The organism is Mesorhizobium sp. LCM 4576 (assembly GCF_001854815.1).
Lineage (GTDB): Bacteria > Pseudomonadota > Alphaproteobacteria > Rhizobiales > Rhizobiaceae > Mesorhizobium > Mesorhizobium plurifarium.
Map to the genome: position 1 here is coordinate 81,929 of NZ_MDDT01000031.1, position 20,474 is coordinate 102,402.

Here is a 20,474-nt window from a genome sequence, read left to right on the forward strand (position 1 = left end):
CCCGCATAGCATGCGCCCGGTTTTCCAAGCGGGTGCTTGCCGTGGCAGCGTCGGAATCGAGTACGCGACCAATCGTGGTCGTCACAGAAGGTGGCCCGCATATCTGGGCCATCGTCAATGCGCTTGCCGATCGGGCCGGTCCCGTCAACGTCATCCTCGAGAACCCCGAATCCAAAAAGCGCCTACTCATGGGCCGCGCCCGGCGGCAGGGCTGGGTCTCGGCCGTCGGTCAGCTCGGCACGATGGTGCTGACCAGGCTCGGCAAGCGCTTCCTGGCCGGTCACGCCGAGCGACTGATCGCCGAGGAAAAGCTCGCGACCGAGCCACGACAGGGCCAGACGATCATTCATGTGCCGTCAGCCAACGGGCCGGAATGCCTGAAGGAAATCGCCAGCATCGGACCGGGTGTTGTGCTGCTTGCGGGCTGCAGACTGCTGTCGAAGGACATACTGGCCAGGATGCCTTGCCCGGTGCTCAACTACCATGCCGGCATCGCGCCGAAATATCGCGGCATGAATGGCGGCTACTGGGCGCTGGCCTCCGGCGACGCGCAGAACTTCGGCACGACCGTTCACCTGGTCGATGCCGGCGTCGACACCGGCGGCGTGCTGAAGCAGGCGCGCGGCAGGCCCAAGACGGGCGACTCGATCGCCAGCTWCGCGCTGCGCCAGGCGGCGTTTTCACGCGATATCTGCGTCGAAGCGGTGAAGAATGCGCTGGCCGGCAGACTGGAAACGATCGATCCCGGCCTGCCGTCGAAGCAATGGTATCACCCGACGATCTGGTTCTATCTCTGGACCGGCTTGACGAAGCGCGTCTGGTGATCAGCCGGCGACGCATTTCAGCATTCGCTTTGCGCCATCGTCAGCGTCGCTTTTGAAGGGGCGCGCGTCGTCCCATAACAAGCGGCCCAACAGCGCATGCGGCAATGCTCCAACATATCGAGGAGTTGAGAATTCATGGCCGATCTGATCGTCGTCTATTGGCGCGACATCCCCGCCCAGGTCATCGTCAGGAAGGGCCGGCAGAACGCCAAGCGCGAGCTGCCGCTGCGCTTCACCGAAGCGATCGACATGTGCGCCATGCGCACCGGCGCCGGCGGCACCGATGACTATCTGGCCGAATGGCGCAAGGCCGACCCCGTCCCGGTCGGCGACGACATCGAGGCCGAGGTCGAGAAGGCCTATCAGGAACTCGACGCGAAATATGACCGCGAGCGGCTGGTCGCTCTGGTCAAGGCTGGCGGGAAAGAAGATGTCTGAGAAGCAGCCGGCGGTCACCCAGGCCACATTGGTCAAGAAGGCAGCGCCGAAATCCGACTACAAGCCTGCCGACGTGTCRCCGCAGCGCCGCGTCCAGCGCACTTTCGCCGTGCGCCTGTGGTCCATCCGGCACTCGCGATTGCTCGAATGGTTCTACAGCCGGTTCGCCGACGCTTTCCTGTTGTTGCATCCTCTGTGGAAAGGTATCGGCTACGGCCGCGTCGAGGCTCCGGTGAAGTTCGTCGAGAAGCGCGTCAAGGGCTTCATGTTCGACTGCCGCATGTGCGGTCAGTGCGTGCTTTCCTCCACCGGCATGTCGTGCCCGATGAACTGTCCCAAGCAGCTGCGCAACGGCCCTTGCGGCGGCGTGCGCGCCAACGGCAATTGCGAGGTCGAGCCGGATATGCCTTGCGTCTGGGTCAAGGCCTGGGAGGGCTCGCGCAACATGGTGYATGGCGACAAGATCCTGACCGTGCAGAAGCCGGTCGATCAGTCGCTGCGCGAAACTTCGGCATGGCTGAGGGTGACCGCGCAGGCCGCTGCCGCGCGTGAAACGGCACAGACCCCCGGAGCTTCGGCATGACCGCCCTTCAGCGTGACGAGAACCCGGCCGRTATCCACCTGCCGCTCGATCCCCTGCCCGGCCACACTTCGCGCGGCCGGCTGGAGCGCGTGCTGCGCCGCGGCGAATTCGCGGTGACCACCGAGCTCAACCCGCCGGACAGCGCCGATCCGGAAGACGTCTACAACCGCGCCAAGATTTTCGACGGCTGGGTCGACGCCATCAACGCGGTCGATGCCTCGGGCGCCAACTGTCACATGTCCTCTGTCGGCATCTGCGCGCTGCTCACCCGCATGGGCTACGCGCCGATCATGCAGATCGCCTGCCGCGACAAGAACCGCATCGCCATCCAGGGCGACGTTCTGGGCGGCGCCGCGATGGGCGTCGCCAACATGCTCTGCCTCACGGGCGACGGCGTGCAGGCTGGCGACCAGCCTGGCGCCAAGCCCGTGTTCGACCTCGATTCCATGTCGCTGCTCGAAACCATTCGCATCATGCGCGACAACGGCAAGTTCCTGTCCGGCCGCAAGCTGACGACGCCGCCGCAGGTGTTCCTTGGTTGCGCGGTCAACCCCTTCGCGCCGCCCTACGACTTCCGCCCRATCCATCTCGGCAAGAAGATCGCCGCCGGCGCGCAGTTCGCRCAGACGCAGTACTGCTTCGACGTGCCGATGTTCAAAGCCTTCATGCAGAAGGCGCGTGACCTCGGCCACACCGAGAAGCTCTTCCTGCTCTGCGGCGTCGGTCCGCTCGCTTCCGCCAAGACGGCGAAGTGGATCCGGTCCAACGTGCCGGGCATCCACATCCCCGACGCGGTGATCAAGCGGCTGGAAGGCGCGCTGGATCAGAAGAAGGAAGGCAAGCAGCTCTGCATCGACATCATCAACGAGGTGAAGGAGATCCCGGGCGTCGCCGGCATCCATGTGATGGCCTACCGCCAGGAGGAATATGTCGCCGAGATCGTCGATGAATCCGGCGTGCTGAAAGGCCGCCAGCCCTGGAAGCGCGAAATCCGCCGCGACGACCAGATCGTCGCCCAGCGACTCGACCACATACTGCACGACGAGATTACCGAAACCCAGGTGGACATGGTGAAGACCGCGCACTGACAACGCGGCTCGCACGCATTCGCTTGAACCAAATCAGATAACGATATAAAGAACTCTTTATATCCCGACGGAGAGATCGCATGACCCGCACCATCGTCGCCTCGGCGACCCGAGAAATCGTCATCGGCTTCGATCAGCCCTTCTGCGTGATCGGCGAACGCATCAACCCGACCGGCCGCAAGAAGCTCGCCGCCGAGATGGTGGCCGGCAATTTCGAGACCGTCATCAAGGACGCGCTGGAGCAGGCCGCCTGCGGCGCCACCATGCTCGACGTCAACGCCGGCGTCACCGCCGTCGACCCCAACGCCACCGAGCCGGCGCTTCTGGTTCAGACGCTGGAGATCGTGCAGGGCCTGGTCGATCTGCCGCTGTCGATCGACTCTTCGGTGACCGCCGCGATCGAGGCCGCGCTGAAGGTCGCCAAGGGCCGTCCGCTGGTCAACTCCGTCACCGGCGAGGAAGAGAAGCTCGAGGCCATCCTGCCGCTGGTCAAGAAATACAACGTTCCGGTCGTAGCCATCTCCAACGACGAGACCGGCATCTCGATGGATCCGGATGTCCGCTTCGCCGTCRCCAAGAAGATCGWCGAGCGCTGTRCCGACCACGGCATTCCGTCCCATGATGTCGTCGTCGACCCGCTGGTCATGCCGATCGGCGCGCTGGGCGATGCCGGCCRCCAGGTGTTCGCGCTGCTGCGCCGGCTCCGCGAGGAGCTCAAGGTCAACACCACCTGCGGCCTCTCCAACATCTCCTTCGGCCTGCCGCACCGCCACGGCATCAACGCCGCCTTCATTCCGATGGTGATCGGCGCCGGCATGACGAGCGCCATCATGAACCCGGTCCGGCCGCAGGAGATGGAAGCCGTGCGCGGCGCCAATGTGCTCAACGGCACCGACGAGAACTGCACCAACTGGATCCGCACCTATAAGGATTACAAGCCGGCCGAAGGCGGCCATGCCGTTGCCGCTCCGGTCGCGGTGACCGCTCCCGGCGACGGCGCCGCCGCTGCCGGCGGCCGTCGCCGCGGCGGCCGCGAAGCCCGCATGGCCAGGGGATAAGCGCGCAATCGTGAACCGCACCGCAAACAAGGCTGGTCCGATCGCATCGCGGATGCGCTCGGACAGCTCTGCTTTGCGTTCAGGCCACGCCCAATATGGCGTCGAACAACGCCATTCCCGCCCACGATCCGAAGATGCCCGTCACGCCGCCGACGATGAAATCATCGTCATAGGCGGGCCAGCATGCGTGCAGCACCAGGGTTCCGACGATTGCGCCGAGAATCCCGGCGGCGAGGTATTGYGGATTGCGCAGCCACGAGCCCTTGATCACGCGCACCATGGTGAACGCGGTGAAGATGGCGGAGAACAGAATATCCGACATGGTTGGCCCTTGGGTTGGCCCCTGGACCAACGGACTCTCCGCCCAATAGTAAAACGATCCGTTAAACGGCATCGGCAATTGCCATCGAGACACGTGCCAGCATGAATCCTCCCCCCAACATCACCGATCCGCTCGTCCTGTTCATGCCGTCTGGCAAGCGCGGCCGGTTCCCCGTTGGAACGCCGGTCCTCGATGCCGCACGCCAGCTCGGCGTCTATGTCGAAAGCGTGTGCGGCGGCCGCGCCACTTGCGGGCGCTGCCAGATCGAAGTGCAGGAAGGCAATTTCGCCAAGCACAAGATCGTCTCGTCCAACGACCACATCTCGCCCAAGGGCGCCAAGGAAGAGCGCTACGAGCGCGTCCGCGGCCTGCCCGAGCGGCGCCGCCTCTCCTGCTCGGCGCAGATCCTCGGCGACCTTGTCATCGACGTGCCGCAGGATACGGTCATCAACGCGCAGACCATCCGCAAAGACGCCGACACAAGGGTGATCGCCCGCGATACGGCGATCCGCATGTGCTATGTCGAGATCGAAGAGCCCGACATGCATAAGCCGCTCGGCGACCTCGACCGRCTGAAGATCGCCCTGATGAAGGACTGGGGCCTCAAGAACCTCGAATTCGACTTCTATCTGCTGCCGCAGGTGCAGGGCATCCTGCGCAAGGGCAACTGGACCGCGACGGCCRCCATCCACAAGGATGCCGACAGCGACATCGCTCGCGTCATCGCGCTGTGGCCCGGCCTCAAGAACGAAGCCTATGGCCTCGCCTGCGACATCGGCTCGACCACGATTGCCATGCATCTGGTGTCGCTGCTCTCGGGCCGCGTCGCCGCCTCTTCCGGCACCTCCAATCCTCAGATCCGCTTCGGCGAGGATCTGATGAGCCGCGTCTCCTATGTGATGATGAATCCGGACGGCCGCGAAGGCATGACAGTCGCCGTGCGCGAGGCCGTTTCCGGCCTCGTCGACAAGGTCTGCGCCGAAGGCAACGTCCAGCGCGCCGACATCCTGGATTCCGTCTTCGTCGGCAATCCGATCATGCATCATCTGTTCCTCGGCATCGATCCGACCGAGCTCGGCGGCGCGCCCTTCGCGCTCGCCGTCTCCGGGGCGGTGCGCATCAAGGCCTCCGACATCGGCCTGAAGCTCAACCAGGGCGCGCGCCTCTACATGCTGCCCTGCATCGCCGGYCATGTCGGCGCCGATGCCGCCRCCGTCACCTTGTCGGAAGGGCCGCATCGCCAGGACGAGATGATGYTGATCGTCGACGTCGGCACCAATGCCGAGATCGTGCTCGGCAACAGGACGCGCGTCGTCGCGGCCTCCTCGCCCACCGGCCCGGCCTTCGAGGGCGCGGAAATCTCAGGCGGCCAGCGCGCGGCGCCAGGCGCCATCGAGCGCGTGCGCATCGACCCGGACACGCTCGAGCCGCGCTACCGCGTCATCGGCTCGGAGCTCTGGTCCGATCAGCCGGGCTTCGCCGAAAGCGTGCAGGCGACGGGCGTCACCGGCATCTGCGGTTCAGGCATCATCGAGGTGATCGCCGAGATGTATCTGTCGGGCATCATTTCCGAGGACGGCGTCGTYGACGGATCGCTGAGCATGCGCTCGCCGCGCATCGTGCCCAACGGCCGCACCTTCTCCTACGTGCTGAAGGAAGGCGAGCCGAAGATCACCATCACCCAGAACGACGTGCGCGCCATCCAGCTTGCCAAGGCGGCGCTCTATGCCGGCACCAAGCTTTTGATGGAAAAGCAGCACACCGATCATGTCGACCGCATCCATTTTGCCGGCGCCTTCGGCTCCTTCATCGATCCGAAATACGCCATGGTGCTTGGCCTGATCCCGGATTGCGACCTCGACAAGGTCTCGGCTGTCGGCAACGCCGCCGGCGCCGGCGCGCGCATGGCGCTGCTCAACCGCGGCTACCGCCGCGAGATCGAGGAGACGGTGAGCAGGATCGAGAAGATCGAGACGGCGCTGGAGCCGAAGTTTCAGGAGCACTTCGTCTACGCCATGGCGCTGCCGAACAAGGTCGACCCGTTCCCGAAGCTGGCGGCAGYGGTGAAATTGCCGCCGCGCAAGGTGATGAGCGAGGACGGCGCCGCCGGCGACGCCGCCCCTCGCCGGCKCTCGCGCGAGGAGCGCGCGGCACGGCGCGGCCGYGGCTAGGCCAAGCTCAAGCTTGCAGCCGGCCTCGTTCCGCGGCCCCTGCGGCCGCGGCATTGCTTGCCTTCACGACGGTCTTGGGACGTTGCGGATGCARCAGCCCGATCAATGGCTTTTCGACAATCAGATAGAGCATTGCCGAGAGCGCAACCGTGGCGACCAGGATCGTCGCCGGCTGCAAAGCTGAGGGAATCCCGATCCTCAGGACGACACCAGTCGCCAGCACGCCGACCACGACGTGCCACAGATAGATCGAATAGGACGCATCGCCGAGAAATGTGGGCAAGGCGGCCGGCTTGAACGGCCGTGCCCGCTCGGCAAAAACCGCGCCCGCTACGATCAATGCGGCCGGGAGCCCCCAGCGCAAGGCACGAGGCAAACCGGCATCGAACAGCGGGCCGGCCGCAAGCAGGAGGAACCCCGCGCCAACCATCGCCAGCGCCACTCCGAGCGGCAGCCTTGCGCCCCGGAGCCACAGGCTCCCGACGACGACGCCGGCCGCAAACTCGATCACCACAGGATCGGTGAAGGCCTGCGCATATCCCGCGGGCAGGACGAAGTGCAGCGCGACGATGGCGACAAGCGCGCCCACGAGAACGCCGAACCGCCAGCGCTCGCTGAGGAACAGGACGAGCGTGAAAACGAGATAGAACATCATCTCATAGCAGAGCGTCCAACCCTGTATGACGATGGGATGCAGCGCTCCCTCCTGCAGAGCCGGCAGGAAGAACAGCGAGCCGACGAAATTCGCCACACTGAAGAAATGGCCGTAGAAGAACTGCGGCTTGAGCAGGATGCCCGCGGCGGTCAGCAGCGTGACGATCCAGTAGAGAGGCACGATGCGGGTGATCCGGCGCCCCATGAAACGCCAAGGATCGGCCGGCCTGCCGGCCGTCGTCACCCACATGATGAAGCCGCTGATGACGAAGAAGACGTCGACGCCGGCTGCTCCGACATTGAACGGACCGCCGAACTGCTCGCTGACGTGGAAGCAAACGACCGCGCACGCGGCGAGCCCGCGCAGATATTGAATACTATGTATGCTCGTCACGATGCCCTGACCCGTATCGCATCATGCTGCAGTGCACATATCCCACGCCGCATCGCACAATAACAATGCAGCCGGTCGCCTCTGTCAACCGCCGATGGCAGCTATTCCGACCGGGCCGGCACGCCGGCCTGCTCAATTCATTTGTATGCAAATGTTTCCGGATCCGCGCGATCCGGAAACCGAAACGCTGTTCTCGCGAAATCGACCCGATACATGCGTGACGCATCTAGCGGCCATCCAACGGCGGCCAGCGACCATCCTCGGCCGTCGTTGCTCTTCAAGGGAGATGAAAATGTCGATGTTCGGAAATCTCAGCCGCTTCGGTGTCACCATCCGGCAGGCTCATGCCAGGAACAAGGCGATCCGCGCGCTCAACGATCTGCCGGCGCATGTCCAGAAGGATATCGGTTGGCCGGCCTCGCCGCCAAGCGACCCGCAGGCAGTCCTTCATGCGCTGCTTCTGGGCACGCCGCGCTGATGACCTTCGCCGACAAATGCAAGCTGCTCGGCAAGCGCCAGGACCGCAACGTGACTCCGGCCGGCGACAACAGGTTGCGCGCAGCACTGCTGCCGAAGCGGCGCTAGAGCAGTTAAAGGAAAGTGCGCAGCGGTCGGGCTTGGCGACTTCGCCGTAGCCTTCCGTCCGGAATTGCGCGAAACAAAGACACTGGCGCCATCGGATCACGCCGATGTGCCAGGGTGATTCCTTGACATTTCAAACTGAGGTACAATCTTCGCAGAGCGGGGGAAATTCTCTTAGTTGGCTCTGCCGAAGTCCGTGTATCCGCATGCCCAGTTTGAAAAGCCATCTCGTTTCGTTCGTTCTCCGGCACAGCCGCAAGAAGGCGTTTTCCAGTCCCGAGAACCTGCAGCGTTGGATCGCCTACGCCCGCAAGACCGAGGACTATCATCCGCCGGCCTTGCTCAAGGCGCGGCTGAACATCACCGAGACCGAAATCGACGGCTTTCCGGTCTATGAGATCGCCCCGAAGGCGGGCGAACGCCGGCGCATTCTTTACATGCATGGCGGCGCCTATGTTTTTCAGATCACCTCCTACCATTGGGGGCTGATCGCCGAGATGGCCGAGCGTCTCGGTTTCGGCATCACCGTGCCGATCTACCCAATCGCCCCCGAGCACGATTTCCACGACATGTTCGGCATGGTCGGCGACGTCTACCGGCGCATGYTCGAACAGACCGACGCCGAGGACATCGTCTTCATGGGCGATTCCGCCGGCGGCAACATGGCCGTCGTGCTGACCATGATGGCGGCCGAGGAAGGCCTGCCTGCGCCGTCRCATCACGTGCTGATCTCGCCCGGCCTCGATGTTTCGCTTGCAAATCCTGAAGTCTTCGAGGCCGAGCGGCAGGATCCGTGGCTGGGTATTCCGGGTGGGCTGGAAGCGGTGCGGCTCTACAGCGCCGGTTTCGACCGCAAAGACTGGCACATCAGCCCGCTTTACGGCGACTTATCCGTGTTGCCGAAAACGCTGCTGCTGACTGGTTCACGCGACATGCTGACACCGGATAATCTCATCTTCGCCGAGAGGGCACGGGCTGCCGGCGTCGAGGTGGACGTGGTCTATGAGAAAGGCATGTTCCACGTCTGGCCGCTGATCGAGATGCCCGAGGCGCGCCGCGCACGCGACAGCATCGTCGACTTTCTCAGCCTGCCGGCACCGCCCCGTGCTCGGGTGCGGCGCAAGGCAAGGGCTGCCCTCGCCGCCCGCACGRCGCCCGCGGCCGAGTAGCTCAGAACTTGCCGGTTTCCCGGAACAATTCGAACGTCGCCCGGATGTGATCGGCCACGGCCTTCACCGGCGCGCTGGCGTCGGGCGCCACCACCATGGCGAGATTGTAAGTGCCGATCTCGGGCATGYCGTCCTTGGCGCCCAGCGAGACCATCTCGTCGCCGAGGAAGGACTTCGGCAGCGGCGCCACCGCAAGGTCGGCCATGATGGCGGCGCGCTGGCCGGCCGTGTGGGCGCTCATATAGGCGATGCGGTAATTGCGGCCTTCACGTCCAAGCGCTTCCAAGGCCCCGGCCCGCCAGGCGCAGCCTTCCTCCCACAGCGAGACCGGCAAGGGCTCGCGCAGATGCGCGCAGCCGCCCTTGGCGCCGGCCCACACGATCGGCTCGGTCAAAAGCACCTCCGCGCCGATCGCGCTGGTCTTGTAGGAATTGGTGAGCAGCGTGATGTCGAGCGCGCGGTCGTCCATGCGGCGGCGCAGATTGATGCTCTGGTCGATGGTGACGTCAACGGCGATCGAGGGATGCGACTGGGCGAAGCGCTTCAAGACATGCGGCAGCACGCGCTCGCCATAATCGTCGGGGGAACCGAGCCGCACCACGCCGACAATGTCGGGGATGATGAACTTCGACACCACCTCGCGGTTGATCGACAAAAGCCGGCGCGCATAGCCGAGCAGCATCTCACCGTCYGTGGTCAGCGTCACCGAGCGCGCATCGCGCGCGAAGACCGAACGGCCGAGGATGTCCTCAAGCTTCTTGATCTGCATGGAGACGGCCGACGGCGTGCGGAACACCGCATTGGCGGCCGTGGTGAAGCTGCCGGTCTCGGCGATCGCCACGAAGGTGCGCAGCACATCGAGATCAAGCAGCGGCAGCGGATGATTGAGCGGGGCGTTCATGGGAGCCTGCTTTCAATTTTTCTGATGCAATCCATCATTCCATTTCGTTTGATTGAACATCACTCCAGGCGCATAGTCAACTCGATCGATGCGGGATGCTGCCAAAAGCAGCCATGAAACGCCCCTGACACAGTCCTGCAATCGACATGAAATGAAGCTGAAACAGACCTGATTTAACCCAATGACGGGCGCCTCCCTGCCCRCATAGAGGAGAGAGAGAAATGTCTATCCTGTCGTCCATCGGTCGGCTTGCGACCGAATTCAGTGCGGCCCGTGCCCGCTACCAGACCGAACGCGCCATCCATGCGCTGCCGATCGAACTGCAGAAGGATATCGGCTGGCCTGAAGCCGCCGACGTCAAGACCGGCTTGCGCCTCGGTGTCGGAAGCTGGGCCGGAGCGAAGTAATCAAGTGTGTATGAAGTTCTGAAGGCCTGCCGTGTCAGCTCGGCAGGCCTTTTGTTTATGGTTTTTGTTTGCATTCAAATGAGTTTTCCAGCCATGCGGCCGCTGCATGACGCATATGAACCACTCGCATAGCGGGTTAACAGGCCAGTTAAAGCACTGGAAACAATAGGAAATTGTGGGCATATTGCCCGAAAATGTCGCAAACCATGTCGCTTTTCATATCAAGCGCTTCGTTTTTGCGATTTAGTTTTTGCTGAAGTGAGCCTATATCGGCCGCAGCAAAAACGAGCTGCCCCACTCCTTAAGCGAAGGCGACCCGTCTGAGCAACCAAATGGAGATGGATGATGAAGCTCTTTGCCCGCCTGTTCGCCCGCCGCGAAATGAACCTGACGACCGCTCTGGAGCGTCAGCGCCTCGCCAAGACCATGCCTGGCCAGACCGGCGCCGTGGCCGCCGCTCGTCTCGGCTTTATCGCCTAAGACAATTCGGTTACTGAATTCAACGCCGCCCGGCTTGCCAGGCGGCGTTTTTGTATGGGCGTCGACCTGATCTCGGCGCGGGGGACAGCTTGCAGTTGCACGAATTGCCCATTTGCGACCCGTGTCGCAAATTTAATCTTCACTTAGCCGCCTACCCGATTGACAGGAATGGTTTTTCCTGTTGTCGCTATGCTGTTCGCGACATCCTGTTCGCGTCATGGCTGCGTGAGGTTTCCCCGTGAATGCCGTAAAGCACCCGATCAAGAGATCGTTTGTATTCTTCCTCGTTCCCGACTTCACTATGATCGCCTTCGCGACGGCRCTCGATCCACTGCGCTCGGCAAACCGCATGCTCGGCTACGAAGCCTATAGCTGGCGCCTGGCAAGCATCGACGGCAAGYCGGTCCGCGCCTCGAACGGCGTCGAATGCGCCGTCAACACCTCGCTCGAGGAAGAGCGCAGGAAGATGGCCGGACCGGACCGGCCGAACATGGCGATCGTCTGCAGCGGCATCAATGTCGAGCGCTACCAGAACAAGTCCGCTTTCGCCTGGCTGCGCGAGGAGTATAACCGCGGCGTCGCCGTGGGCGGCCTGTGCACCGGCGCCCATATCCTGGCCGCCGCCGGCCTGCTTTCCAACAAGCGCTGCGCCATCCATTGGGAGAACCTGCCGGGCTTCTCGGAAGCCTTTCCGAAAGCTAATGTCTTTGCCGACCTCTTCGAGGTGGATCAGAACGTCTATACCTGCGCCGGCGGCACCGCCGCGCTCGACATGATGCTGAAGCTGATCGGCGACGACTTCGACGAGAGCCTCGTCAACCGCGTCTGCGAGCAGGTGCTGACCGACCGCGTGCGCAGCCCGACCGACCGCCAGCGCCTGCCGCTGCGCGCCCGCCTCGGCGTTCAGAACTCGAAGGTGCTCACCATCATCGAGCTTATGGAGRCCAACCTTGCCGAGCCGCTGTCGCTGATCGAGATCGCCGACCATGTCGATCTTTCCCGCCGGCAGATCGAGCGTTTGTTCCGCACCGAGATGGGCCGCTCCCCCGCCCGCTACTATCTGGAGATCCGCCTCGACCGCGCCCGGCACCTGCTCATCCAGTCGTCGATGCCGGTGGTCGAAGTGGCGGTCGCCTGCGGCTTCGTCTCGGCCTCGCATTTCTCCAAATGCTACCGCGAGCTTTATGCCCGCTCGCCGCAGCAGGAGCGCGTCGACCGCAAGCAACTGCTGGCGGCTTAAGCAGGCAGAGACGCAGTCCTCTAAACAGACTGCGTCTGCGCCGTCCGCATCGCCTCGACGCGGATGTCTTCGGTGAGCTGTGCCTTGAGCGACGAGAATTCCGGGCTGGTCTTCAGCGTGTAGTGGCGCGGATGCGGCAGGTCGACCGGCACGTCCGACTTGATGCGGCCGGGCCGGGCGCTCATCACGATCACCCGCGACGCCATGAAGATCGCCTCCTCGATGTCGTGGGTGACGAACAGCACCGTCTTCTTGCGGCGCTCCCAGATGCCGAGCAGCAGTTCCTGCATCAGCCCGCGCGTCTGGTTGTCCAGCGCGCCGAACGGCTCGTCGAGCAGCAGGATTTCCGGGTCGTTGGCCAGCGCCCGCGCGATCGCCGTGCGCTGCTGCATGCCGCCCGACAGCTGCTTCGGCCAGTGGTTCTCGAAGCCTTTGAGCCCAACCAGATCGACATAGGAAGCAACGATCTCGTTACGCTCGCGCTCAGGCCTGCCTTGCTCGCGTAGGCCGAAGCCGATGTTTTGCGCAACCGTCAGCCAGGGAAACAAAGTGTAGGACTGGAACACCATGCCGCGGTCCGGTCCCGGCCGTGTGACCGGCTTGCCGTCGAGCAGCACGCGGCCTGTGCTCGGCGCTTCCAGTCCGGCGACGATCCTGAGCAAAGTCGACTTCCCGCAACCGGATGGTCCCAGGATGGTGATGAAGTCATTCGCCGCGACCGCGAGGTCGACCGGCTGCAGCGCCTGCACCGGCTCCCCGCCTCCGACCCCGGCAAAGGTCCGCGAGACGCCCTCGATCTGAAGTTTGCTCATGCCAGGCTCCACGGATAGAGCCAGCGATTGAGCGCCTTGAAGGCGAAATCGGACAGAAGCCCGATCAGCCCGATGACGATGATGCCGAAGATGATCTGCCCCGTCGCCAGCCGCGACTGGCTGTTGATGATCATATAGCCGATGCCCGATGACGAGCCGATCAGCTCGGCGACGATCACATAGGTCCAGGCCCAGCCCAGCACCAGCCGCAGCGTTTCGGCGATCTCCGGCGCGTTGGCCGGCATGATGACGCGCTTGACGATGCCGTTGTCGGTCGCACCCAGCGTATAGGCGGCCTCGACCAGGTCTCGCCTCGTGCTGCCGACCTTGACCGCGACGATCAGAATGATCTGGAACACCGAGCCGACGAAGATCACCAGGAGCTTCTCGAGTTCCCCGATACCGGCCCACAGGATGAGCAGCGGAACGAAGGCCGACGCCGGCAGGTAGCGCGCAAAGGATACGAACGGTTCGAGGAAGGCTTCGACCGGCTTCCAGGCGCCCATGGCGATGCCGATCGGCACCGCGACGATCGAGGCCARYACGAAGCCGCCGAAGACACGCCAGATGGTGATCAGGATATCGAGCCAGAACCGGTCTTCGACGAGCAGCCGCCAGCCGTCCTTCAGCATCGACAGCGGATCGGCGAGAAAAATCCGGTTCACATGGCCGCCAAGTGTGATCCATGCCCAGAAGGCCACGAACAGCACGAAGAAGGCGATGCCGAGCACGGTTCGCGTGCCCGGCGCAACGGGGTACAAGGGACGCAGCATCAGGCCCTGTCCTTGAGGAGAAAAGCCGATGGCGGCTTGGCGCCGCCACCGATCGGAGGACGCGAGATCAGTTGGCAACCGCGCTGGTGTCGGCAAGCGTCGTCACATCCGGCGCTTCCTTGATCAGCCCCATCTGCAGCAAGAGCTCGGCGGCCGTCTTGGAAAAGTCCTGGAAATCCTTGGTGAAGAACTGCTTGTTCTCCGCCTTGTCGGCCCATTTCAGGTACTTGGCCGAATCCTCGAACTCCTTGGCCGACTGCTTCACGTCGGCGCCCATGATCTCGTAGGATTTCTGCGGGTCCTTCTTGATCATGTCGAGCGCGTCGAAATAGCTGTCGGCGAGCGCCTTGGCGGCATCGGGATTGGCCTTGAGGAAGTCCGGCGTGCAGCCGACCGTATCCATCACCATCGGATAGTCGAGCGTGGTCGCCAGGATGTGGCCCTGGTCGGCCTTGTCGCGTACGGCCGAGATGAAGGGCTCGTAAGTAACGGCGGCGTCATTCTGGCCGGCCAGGAAGGCCTGCGCCGCCGCGTCCGGCTCAAGGTTGACGACGGTGACGTCCTTGGTCGACATGCCGTTCTTGTTGAGCACCCAGGCAAGCAGGAAATAGGGCGAGGTTCCGGGCGCGGACGAAGCGACCGTCTTGCCCTTGAGATCGGCGACGCTCTTGATGTCGTTGCGCACGACGATGCCGTCGGCACCGTAGGATTTGTCGAGCTGGAAGATCTGCTTAGTGGTGACGCCGCTGGCGTTCCACACCATCCAGGTCTCGACCGTGGTCGCCGCGCATTGCAGGTCGCCGCTGGCAATCGCCAGCGGGCGGCTCGCCTGCGGCACTTTCTTCAACGTGACATCGAGCCCGTGCTTTTCGAAAAGCCCGGCCTGCTTGGCCAGGGTCAGCGGCGCGAAGCCGGTCCAGCCGCTGATGCCGATGGTGAGCGAGGTGGCAGCCATCGCCGGCGCGCTAAGCACGGCGGCCGCCGTCAGCGCCGCCGCGAAAATGGAGGTTCTGTTCATTGTGGTTCCCCTTTTTGTGGTGACGCGAATTGTCTCACAGACCCCAAAAGGCTTGTCAATGAAGCAGAAGCCTCACCGGACGATGGTCCAAGCCAGGGCATGATCCCGGAAAGTGGATCCGGCTTTTCGGAGCAGCTGTTCGATCCGTTATGGCTGCCCCCAGCCGCGGTTGCGCCACATCTTTTCGCCCACAAGGCAGTCCRCTGCCGGCCTGTCGTCGGCGAGCACGAGCGGCGGATGCGCGGCCTCCTCGGCCGCCCATTGCGGTGAAGCCGGACCGGCGAGCTCGAGCACCAGCTTGCGGCGGATCGCTTCCGGGAACTGCGTCCAGTCGTTGACCGGGATCATGAAGGCGCCCGGCCCGCCGATGACGCAGTCGCTGTAATAGCGGTCGAGATTTTCGACGTCGAAGGCGCCGCTGAAACCGCCGCGCGTCATCAGCGGCAGTCCGTTGATGGTGATACCTTGCCTGACCACCTCGTCGCGCGTGAGATCGACCGGCGCGCCCTGGTTGTTGGGTCCATCGCCGGAAACGTCGATGACGCGCTTCGTGCCCTGGAAACCGCTCTCGGCGAACAGGTCGCTGCCGAAGCTCAGCGCGCCAGAGATCGAGGTCCGCCGGGCGCTGTCCGGCGGAAGGGCATTGAGCCGCGCCACCACCTTCTCGGCATCGTCGCGATTGGCGATCACCGTCCACGGCACGACGACGCGCTGCCAGGTCGTGCCCGCCCACTCGACATAAGTCACGGCGATCTTGCCATAGGCGCCGTCCGCGATGGCCTTGAGCACGTTGTCATGGGTGAGCGCCGCGGCGTAGCCGTGGCGCTGGATCTCCAGCTCGGCCGGCGACATGGAGAGCGAAACATCGACCGCCAGCACCAGTTCGACATCGACGGGCTCGGCGGGAGAAGCTGCCGGCGTCAGCCAAAGCGCCAGCGCCAGGGCGGCACCGGCCAAGACGATATGCCTTGCGCGGGCATAAGCGGACATGGACGAAGGTTAGGCGAAAATCGTCCCGCRCAAAAGCCGGGAATTTCCCGGCATTGGATTTTCGGYCGGCGTGGGTCTTCTAGAAATATCGCGCTAGATTCGAACGGATACGTTCCAGCACGGTATCGCCGGAAAGATCAGGCACGAATTTCGCGCCTGTGATCGCTTCATAGGCCTGGATATAGACCGCCGAGGCCTGGTTGATGATCTCGTCCGGAATTTGCGGGATCGGATCCTTGTAGGGATCGCACCGCGCCGACACCCAGGACCGGATGAAATCCTTGTCGAAGCTTCGCGGCCGGCCGCCGCTTTCGAACGCCTCGTCGTAGCTCTGCGCGATCCAGTAGCGGCTGCTGTCTGGCGTGTGGATTTCGTCCGCCAGCACGATTGCGCCGTCCGGCGCGGTGCCGAATTCATATTTGGTGTCGGCCAGGATCAGGCCGCGTTCGGCGGCGCGCTGCTGGCCGCGGGCGAACAGCTGCAGCGCATAGCGCGATACAGTATCCCACTGCGCCTGCGTGAGCAGCCCGTGGTCGATGATCTCGGCTTCCGACAGCGGCTCGTCATGGCCGCCATGGGCGGCCTTGCTGGTCGGCGTGATGATCGCTTGGGGCAGCTTTTCATTGTCGCRCAGCCCGTCGGGAAAGCTGTGGCCGTAGAAGCTGCGTTCGCCTTTCCGGTACTTGGTCAGGATCGAGGTGCTGGTGGTCCCCGCCAGATAACCGCGCACGACCATTTCCACCGGCAGCATGTCGAGCCGCCTGCCGACCACGACGTTGGGGTCGGGATATTCCAGCACGTGATTAGGGCAGATGTCGGCGGTTTCCTCGAACCAGTAGCGCGCCGTCTGGGTGAGGACCTGCCCCTTGAACGGGATCGAGGCCAGGATCGTGTCGAACGCGCTCAGACGATCGGTGGCGATGATGATACGGCGCCCGTCCGGCAGATCGTAGTTCTCGCGCACCTTGCCGTTGTAGCGGTTGGGCAATTCGGGAATGAAGGCGTCGGACAGGATGCGCATGGGGCGTGTTGCTTTCGCGGACTCTGATGGGCCACATAAGCCGCTGGGCCCCTGCACATCAAGCCGGGCGCTGCGGAACGGGCTTCTTCTTGCCGGCAGCGCGAAACGCCCGCCAGTTCGGCCTGAACGAAGGCGGAATCCACAACAGAATTCCGGCTGTTGCCGCAGGCACAATGACCGCGAAGCGCAAAATTGAAAGCACGACGCCGCAGAAGCCGACGATCCGCGTGGCGGTATCCGGGCCGAAACGCGGCGCAAGCAGATGCCTGGCGATCGCCCCGCCATCGAGCGGATAGGCCGGGAGGAGGTTGAGAACGGCCAGAACCGCATTCACCAGGGCGCCAAGCCAAAGCGTCCACCCGAGAAGCGTGTCCGGTCTCGGCGCCGGCGAACTGAAAAGACCGTCCGGCTCGACCGGCAACAAGGGCCGGGCAAAAAGGTAATAGGCAGTCGCGAAACCCGCCGCCAGGATGATGTTCACCAACGGCCCGGCGAAGGCGATCCACGCCCAGCCATAGGGCGAAGCCGCGGCGCCGGGCTTGAACCAGGCAATTCCGCCGAAGAGGTACAGGTCTATCCGTTGGGTGCCGATGCCTCGCCGTCGCGCGGCCCAGACATGGGCAAGCTCGTGCAAAAACACCGACAGGAACAGCAGCGCGGCAAAGATGAGCGTATGAGTCAGGGCGGCCTGGGGACGTCTCGACCACTCATGCAGGAACGGCAAGGCGGCGGGAACGGCAAAGGTCCAGCTGACATGGACGGGAATGTTCCCCGTCATCGTGAAGACGAACGCGTCGTTCTTCCTGTCCCAGCCGAACCGTTGCAAGCTACCCACTCCGCCTGGTGCAAACGCTATGCGAGAATCCTGCTGCGCAAAAGAAAAAAGCCCGGCCGAAGCCGGGCTGTTGCGTCCATCGTCTAGCCCTCAGCTTCTCGGCTTGAGGTTCTCCGGGTCGTAGAGCGGCTTGTAGCCGACGCCGGCGACCTCGACCGGATAGGTCTCGCCGAAATACTCGACCTGCAGCTTGCGGCCTTCCTGGGCATAAGCCCAGGGCAGATAGGCAAGCGCGATGTTCTTGCCGATCGTCGGACCATAGGCGACCGAAGTTGTGAAGGAGCGGCGGCCGAGCTCGTCGACCAGTGTCTCGCCGGTCGCCGGGTCCATCACCGGCATGGAGCCGACCGGATAGCGCGCCACGCCTTTGGAATCGGTGTTCTCGGTCATCACCAGCGTGCACAGCATCGCCGGCTGATGCGCGCGGGCGCGGTATTCCAGATGCTTGGCCTTGCCGCAGAAGTCGTTCTCCTTGACCTTCGGGCGGGCAAGGTCGGCCTCGAGCAGATTGTACTCGGTGAGCAGATCGGCGTTCTGCAGCCGCAGGCTCTTTTCCATGCGGCGCGTGTTGGCGTAGGTCTCGACGCCGAACGGCATCACGCCAGTGGAGCGCAGCGCGTCCCAGACGGCAAGCCCGTCCTCGTAGCGCATATGCAGCTCCCAGCCCTGCTCGCCGACATAGGAGATACGGAAGGCGGTGACGTCCTTGCCGCCGATCCTGATCGGCTTGATCGCGGCGAAGGGAAAATTCTCCGGCGTCAGGCCTTCCGGGTTCTCGACCACTTTCTGCAAGGTCGTGCGGGCATTCGGCCCCCAGATGCCGATGGTGACGTATTTTTCGGTCACGTCGGTGACGGTGGCGTCAAAGCCTTTGTCCTGCGCGGTGCGCTGCATGTAGCGGAAGTCGCGCGGGCCGGCGTCGGCGCCGTCGATCACCCGGCAGCGGTCGGCCATGCGGATGACGGTGAAGTCGGCGCGCACCATGCCTTCCTCATCGAGGAAGTGGGTGTAGATGCCCTTGCCGATATTGTTGTCGCCGCCGATCTTGGCCGCGCACAGCCATTCGAGCAGCGCGACATGGTCGGGGCCTTCGACGTCGTACATCGAAAAATGCGAGAGGTTGACGATGCCGCAATCCTCGCTCATCGCCAGATGCTCGGCATTGGAGACGCGCCAGAAATGGCGGTTGTCCCACTCGTTCTCGCGCACCGGCACGCGGTTGCCGTATTTTTCCAGGAGATGCTCGTTGGCGGCGTAGCCATGGGCGCGCTCCCAGCCGCCCAGCTCCATGAAATAGCCGCCGAGCTCCTTCTCGCGCTCCCAGAAGGGCGAGCGGCGGACGTTGCGGCCCTTGGAGAACGGCTCGCGCGGATGCACCGCCGGATTGTAGACCTTCATCGCCGTTTCGGTGCAGCGGTCCCAGATGAACTGTTCCTGCATCTGGTGCGGATAGAAGCGCGAATAGTCGATCTGGTGATGGTCGATCGACGTGCGGCCGTCGGTCATCCAGTCGGCGATCAGCTTGCCCATGCCCGGRCCGTCCTTGACCCAGATGGCGAYGGCGTACCACAGGCCTCTCACCTTCTGGCTCTCGCCCATGGACGGACCGCCATCGGTGGTCACCTGCAAGAGGCCGTTGAAGGAGTGGCCTTCATTGTAGCCGAGCCCGCCGAGGATCGGCGTCAGTTCCATGGCGCGCTCCAGCGGCGCCATGATCTGCTCCATGTCGAGGTCGCGCTGCGACGGCGACAGCCGCGCCTCATGCTTTTCGAGCAGATCGCGCGGGTGGCAGAGGCGCGGATTGGTCTCCTCGTAATAACCCCATTCGATCTGCCCGCCCTCGGCGGTCTTCGGATCGCCGGTGTCGCGCATATAGGCCGAGTTGCCCTGGTCGCGCAGCAGCGGCCAGCCGATCTCCTTGCCGGTGCCGGCGAACTCGTTGTAGGGGCCGAAGAAGGTCAGCGGATGGTCGATCGGCATGACCGGCAGGTCCTCACCAACCAGAGCCGCGGTGAGCCGGCCCCAGATGCCGGTGCAGACCACCACATAATCGGCCTCGATCGTGCCACGCTCGGTGACCACGCCCTTGATGCGGCCGTTCTCGACGATCAGCTCCTTGGCCGAGGTGTTGGCGAACGCCTGCAGCTTGCCCGCTGCAACCCCTTGGTCGACCAGCTTGCCGGCAACCGTCTGCGAGCGCGGGATGACGAGACCGGCATCCGGGTCCCACAGGCCGCCTTGCACCAGATGCTCCTCGATCAGCGGAAACTTTTTCTTGATCTCGGCCGGCTCGATCAGCCGCGCGCGGGTGCCGAACGCCTTGGCGGAGGCGACCTTGCGCTTGATCTCGTCCATACGGCCATCGTCGCCGACGCGGGCGACTTCGAGGCCGCCGACGCGCGCGTAATGCCCCATCTTCTCGTAGAAATCGATGGAATAGAGCGTCGTCCAGCATGACAGGAAATCGTGGCTGGTCGTGTAGCAGAAGTCCGAGGCATGCGCCGTCGAGCCGATATCAGTCGGGATGCCCGACTTGTCGATACCGACGATGTCGTCCCAACCGCGCTCGATCAGGTGGTGGGCGACGGACGCGCCGACGATACCGCCCAGACCGACGATGACGACCTTCGCCTTTTTCGGAAACTCTGCCATTGCCCGCGACTCCAAAGGGATAGACGGGCGCGTTTGCGCGCCCTTCGAATGGCGCACAATAT

The 20,474-nt window shown here is 63.7% G+C and carries 21 protein-coding genes; 11 read left to right on the top strand and 10 right to left on the bottom strand.

All coding sequences use genetic code 11. The features are described from left to right. Nucleotides 1-41: 41 nt before the first annotated feature. The 5 genes from LCM4576_RS19805 (at nt 42) to LCM4576_RS19825 (ending at nt 3,991) form a co-directional block, all read left to right on the top strand. A complete protein-coding gene (locus LCM4576_RS19805) occupies nt 42-824 on the top strand; it encodes a formyl transferase (protein WP_071034102.1) in 783 nt (260 codons plus the stop codon). A 135-nt stretch (nt 825-959) separates the two neighbouring features. Further along, nucleotides 960-1,262: a virulence factor gene (locus LCM4576_RS19810; protein ID WP_040981879.1), complete on the top strand. Its 303-nt coding sequence runs from the start codon at nt 960-962 to the stop codon at nt 1,260-1,262. After that, nucleotides 1,255-1,845, top strand: coding sequence for a methylenetetrahydrofolate reductase C-terminal domain-containing protein (locus LCM4576_RS19815; RefSeq protein WP_071034036.1), 591 nt, complete (start codon nt 1,255-1,257; stop codon nt 1,843-1,845). Before LCM4576_RS19810 ends, LCM4576_RS19815 begins: the two co-directional genes overlap by 8 nt. Further along, a complete protein-coding gene (locus LCM4576_RS19820) occupies nt 1,842-2,933 on the top strand; it encodes a methylenetetrahydrofolate reductase (protein WP_071034038.1) in 1,092 nt (363 codons plus the stop codon). Before LCM4576_RS19815 ends, LCM4576_RS19820 begins: the two co-directional genes overlap by 4 nt. Nucleotides 2,934-3,013: 80 nt before the next feature. Next, nucleotides 3,014-3,991, top strand: coding sequence for a methyltetrahydrofolate cobalamin methyltransferase (locus LCM4576_RS19825; protein ID WP_071034040.1), 978 nt, complete (start codon nt 3,014-3,016; stop codon nt 3,989-3,991). Nucleotides 3,992-4,070: 79 nt separating this feature from the next. On the opposite strand, the gene LCM4576_RS19830 is transcribed toward LCM4576_RS19825, so the two are convergent. Next, nucleotides 4,071-4,313 carry a hypothetical protein gene (locus LCM4576_RS19830; RefSeq protein WP_244510850.1) on the bottom strand — a complete coding sequence of 81 codons (243 nt, stop codon included), beginning with the start codon at nt 4,311-4,313 and terminating at the stop codon, nt 4,071-4,073. 101 nt (nt 4,314-4,414) lie between these two features. Between LCM4576_RS19830 and LCM4576_RS19835 the strand changes: the two genes are divergently transcribed. Next, on the top strand, nt 4,415-6,484 hold the full coding sequence (locus LCM4576_RS19835) for an ASKHA domain-containing protein (RefSeq protein ID WP_071034042.1): 2,070 nt from the start codon (nt 4,415-4,417) through the stop codon (nt 6,482-6,484). A gap of 7 nt (nt 6,485-6,491) precedes the next feature. On the opposite strand, the gene LCM4576_RS19840 is transcribed toward LCM4576_RS19835, so the two are convergent. Next, a complete protein-coding gene (locus tag LCM4576_RS19840; RefSeq protein ID WP_040981891.1) occupies nt 6,492-7,532 on the bottom strand; it encodes an acyltransferase in 1,041 nt (346 codons plus the stop codon). A 292-nt stretch (nt 7,533-7,824) separates the two neighbouring features. Between LCM4576_RS19840 and LCM4576_RS36835 the strand changes: the two genes are divergently transcribed. Together LCM4576_RS36835 and LCM4576_RS19850 are read left to right on the top strand one after the other, a co-directional pair. Next, a complete protein-coding gene (locus tag LCM4576_RS36835; RefSeq protein WP_071034104.1) occupies nt 7,825-8,010 on the top strand; it encodes a hypothetical protein in 186 nt (61 codons plus the stop codon). A gap of 310 nt (nt 8,011-8,320) precedes the next feature. Then, nucleotides 8,321-9,283, top strand: coding sequence for an alpha/beta hydrolase (locus tag LCM4576_RS19850; RefSeq protein ID WP_071034044.1), 963 nt, complete (start codon nt 8,321-8,323; stop codon nt 9,281-9,283). Nucleotide 9,284: 1 nt separating this feature from the next. Here LCM4576_RS19850 and LCM4576_RS19855 read toward each other — a convergent pair whose 3' ends face one another. Beyond that, nucleotides 9,285-10,184: a LysR substrate-binding domain-containing protein gene (locus tag LCM4576_RS19855; protein WP_071034046.1), complete on the bottom strand. Its 900-nt coding sequence runs from the start codon at nt 10,182-10,184 to the stop codon at nt 9,285-9,287. A 221-nt stretch (nt 10,185-10,405) separates the two neighbouring features. On the opposite strand from LCM4576_RS19855, the gene LCM4576_RS19860 reads away from it, so the two are divergent. From LCM4576_RS19860 to LCM4576_RS19865, 3 genes are all read left to right on the top strand, one after another. After that, the gene (locus LCM4576_RS19860; RefSeq protein WP_040981897.1) at nt 10,406-10,591 is read left to right on the top strand and encodes a hypothetical protein; all 186 of its coding nucleotides are present in this window, start codon (nt 10,406-10,408) and stop codon (nt 10,589-10,591) included. A 345-nt stretch (nt 10,592-10,936) separates the two neighbouring features. Continuing rightward, entirely contained in the window at nt 10,937-11,071 is a 135-nt protein-coding gene (locus LCM4576_RS37545) for a hypothetical protein (RefSeq protein WP_112099240.1), read from the top strand. Between the two features lie 301 nt (nt 11,072-11,372). Continuing rightward, nucleotides 11,373-12,311 (top strand): GlxA family transcriptional regulator, encoded by a 939-nt coding sequence (locus LCM4576_RS19865; protein ID WP_407067387.1) that lies wholly within the window; start codon nt 11,373-11,375, stop codon nt 12,309-12,311. Between the two features lie 20 nt (nt 12,312-12,331). Here LCM4576_RS19865 and LCM4576_RS19870 read toward each other — a convergent pair whose 3' ends face one another. The 7 genes from LCM4576_RS19870 to LCM4576_RS19900 form a co-directional block, all read right to left on the bottom strand. Next, nucleotides 12,332-13,123: an ABC transporter ATP-binding protein gene (locus LCM4576_RS19870; RefSeq protein ID WP_071034106.1), complete on the bottom strand. Its 792-nt coding sequence runs from the start codon at nt 13,121-13,123 to the stop codon at nt 12,332-12,334. Next, complete coding sequence (locus LCM4576_RS19875; protein ID WP_071034049.1) at nt 13,120-13,896, bottom strand: ABC transporter permease; 777 nt, start codon at nt 13,894-13,896, stop codon at nt 13,120-13,122. Before LCM4576_RS19875 ends, LCM4576_RS19870 begins: the two co-directional genes overlap by 4 nt. Nucleotides 13,897-13,963: 67 nt before the next feature. Beyond that, nucleotides 13,964-14,914 (bottom strand): ABC transporter substrate-binding protein, encoded by a 951-nt coding sequence (locus LCM4576_RS19880; RefSeq protein ID WP_071034051.1) that lies wholly within the window; start codon nt 14,912-14,914, stop codon nt 13,964-13,966. Nucleotides 14,915-15,061: 147 nt separating this feature from the next. After that, a complete protein-coding gene (locus LCM4576_RS19885) occupies nt 15,062-15,904 on the bottom strand; it encodes a DUF1194 domain-containing protein (protein ID WP_071034053.1) in 843 nt (280 codons plus the stop codon). 79 nt (nt 15,905-15,983) lie between these two features. Further along, nucleotides 15,984-16,925, bottom strand: coding sequence for a phosphoribosylaminoimidazolesuccinocarboxamide synthase (locus LCM4576_RS19890; protein ID WP_071034054.1), 942 nt, complete (start codon nt 16,923-16,925; stop codon nt 15,984-15,986). A 58-nt stretch (nt 16,926-16,983) separates the two neighbouring features. After that, a complete protein-coding gene (locus tag LCM4576_RS19895) occupies nt 16,984-17,751 on the bottom strand; it encodes a site-2 protease family protein (protein WP_071034056.1) in 768 nt (255 codons plus the stop codon). Between the two features lie 99 nt (nt 17,752-17,850). Further along, the gene (locus LCM4576_RS19900; protein WP_071034058.1) at nt 17,851-20,412 is read right to left on the bottom strand and encodes an FAD-dependent oxidoreductase; all 2,562 of its coding nucleotides are present in this window, start codon (nt 20,410-20,412) and stop codon (nt 17,851-17,853) included. Nucleotides 20,413-20,474 lie beyond the last annotated feature (62 nt).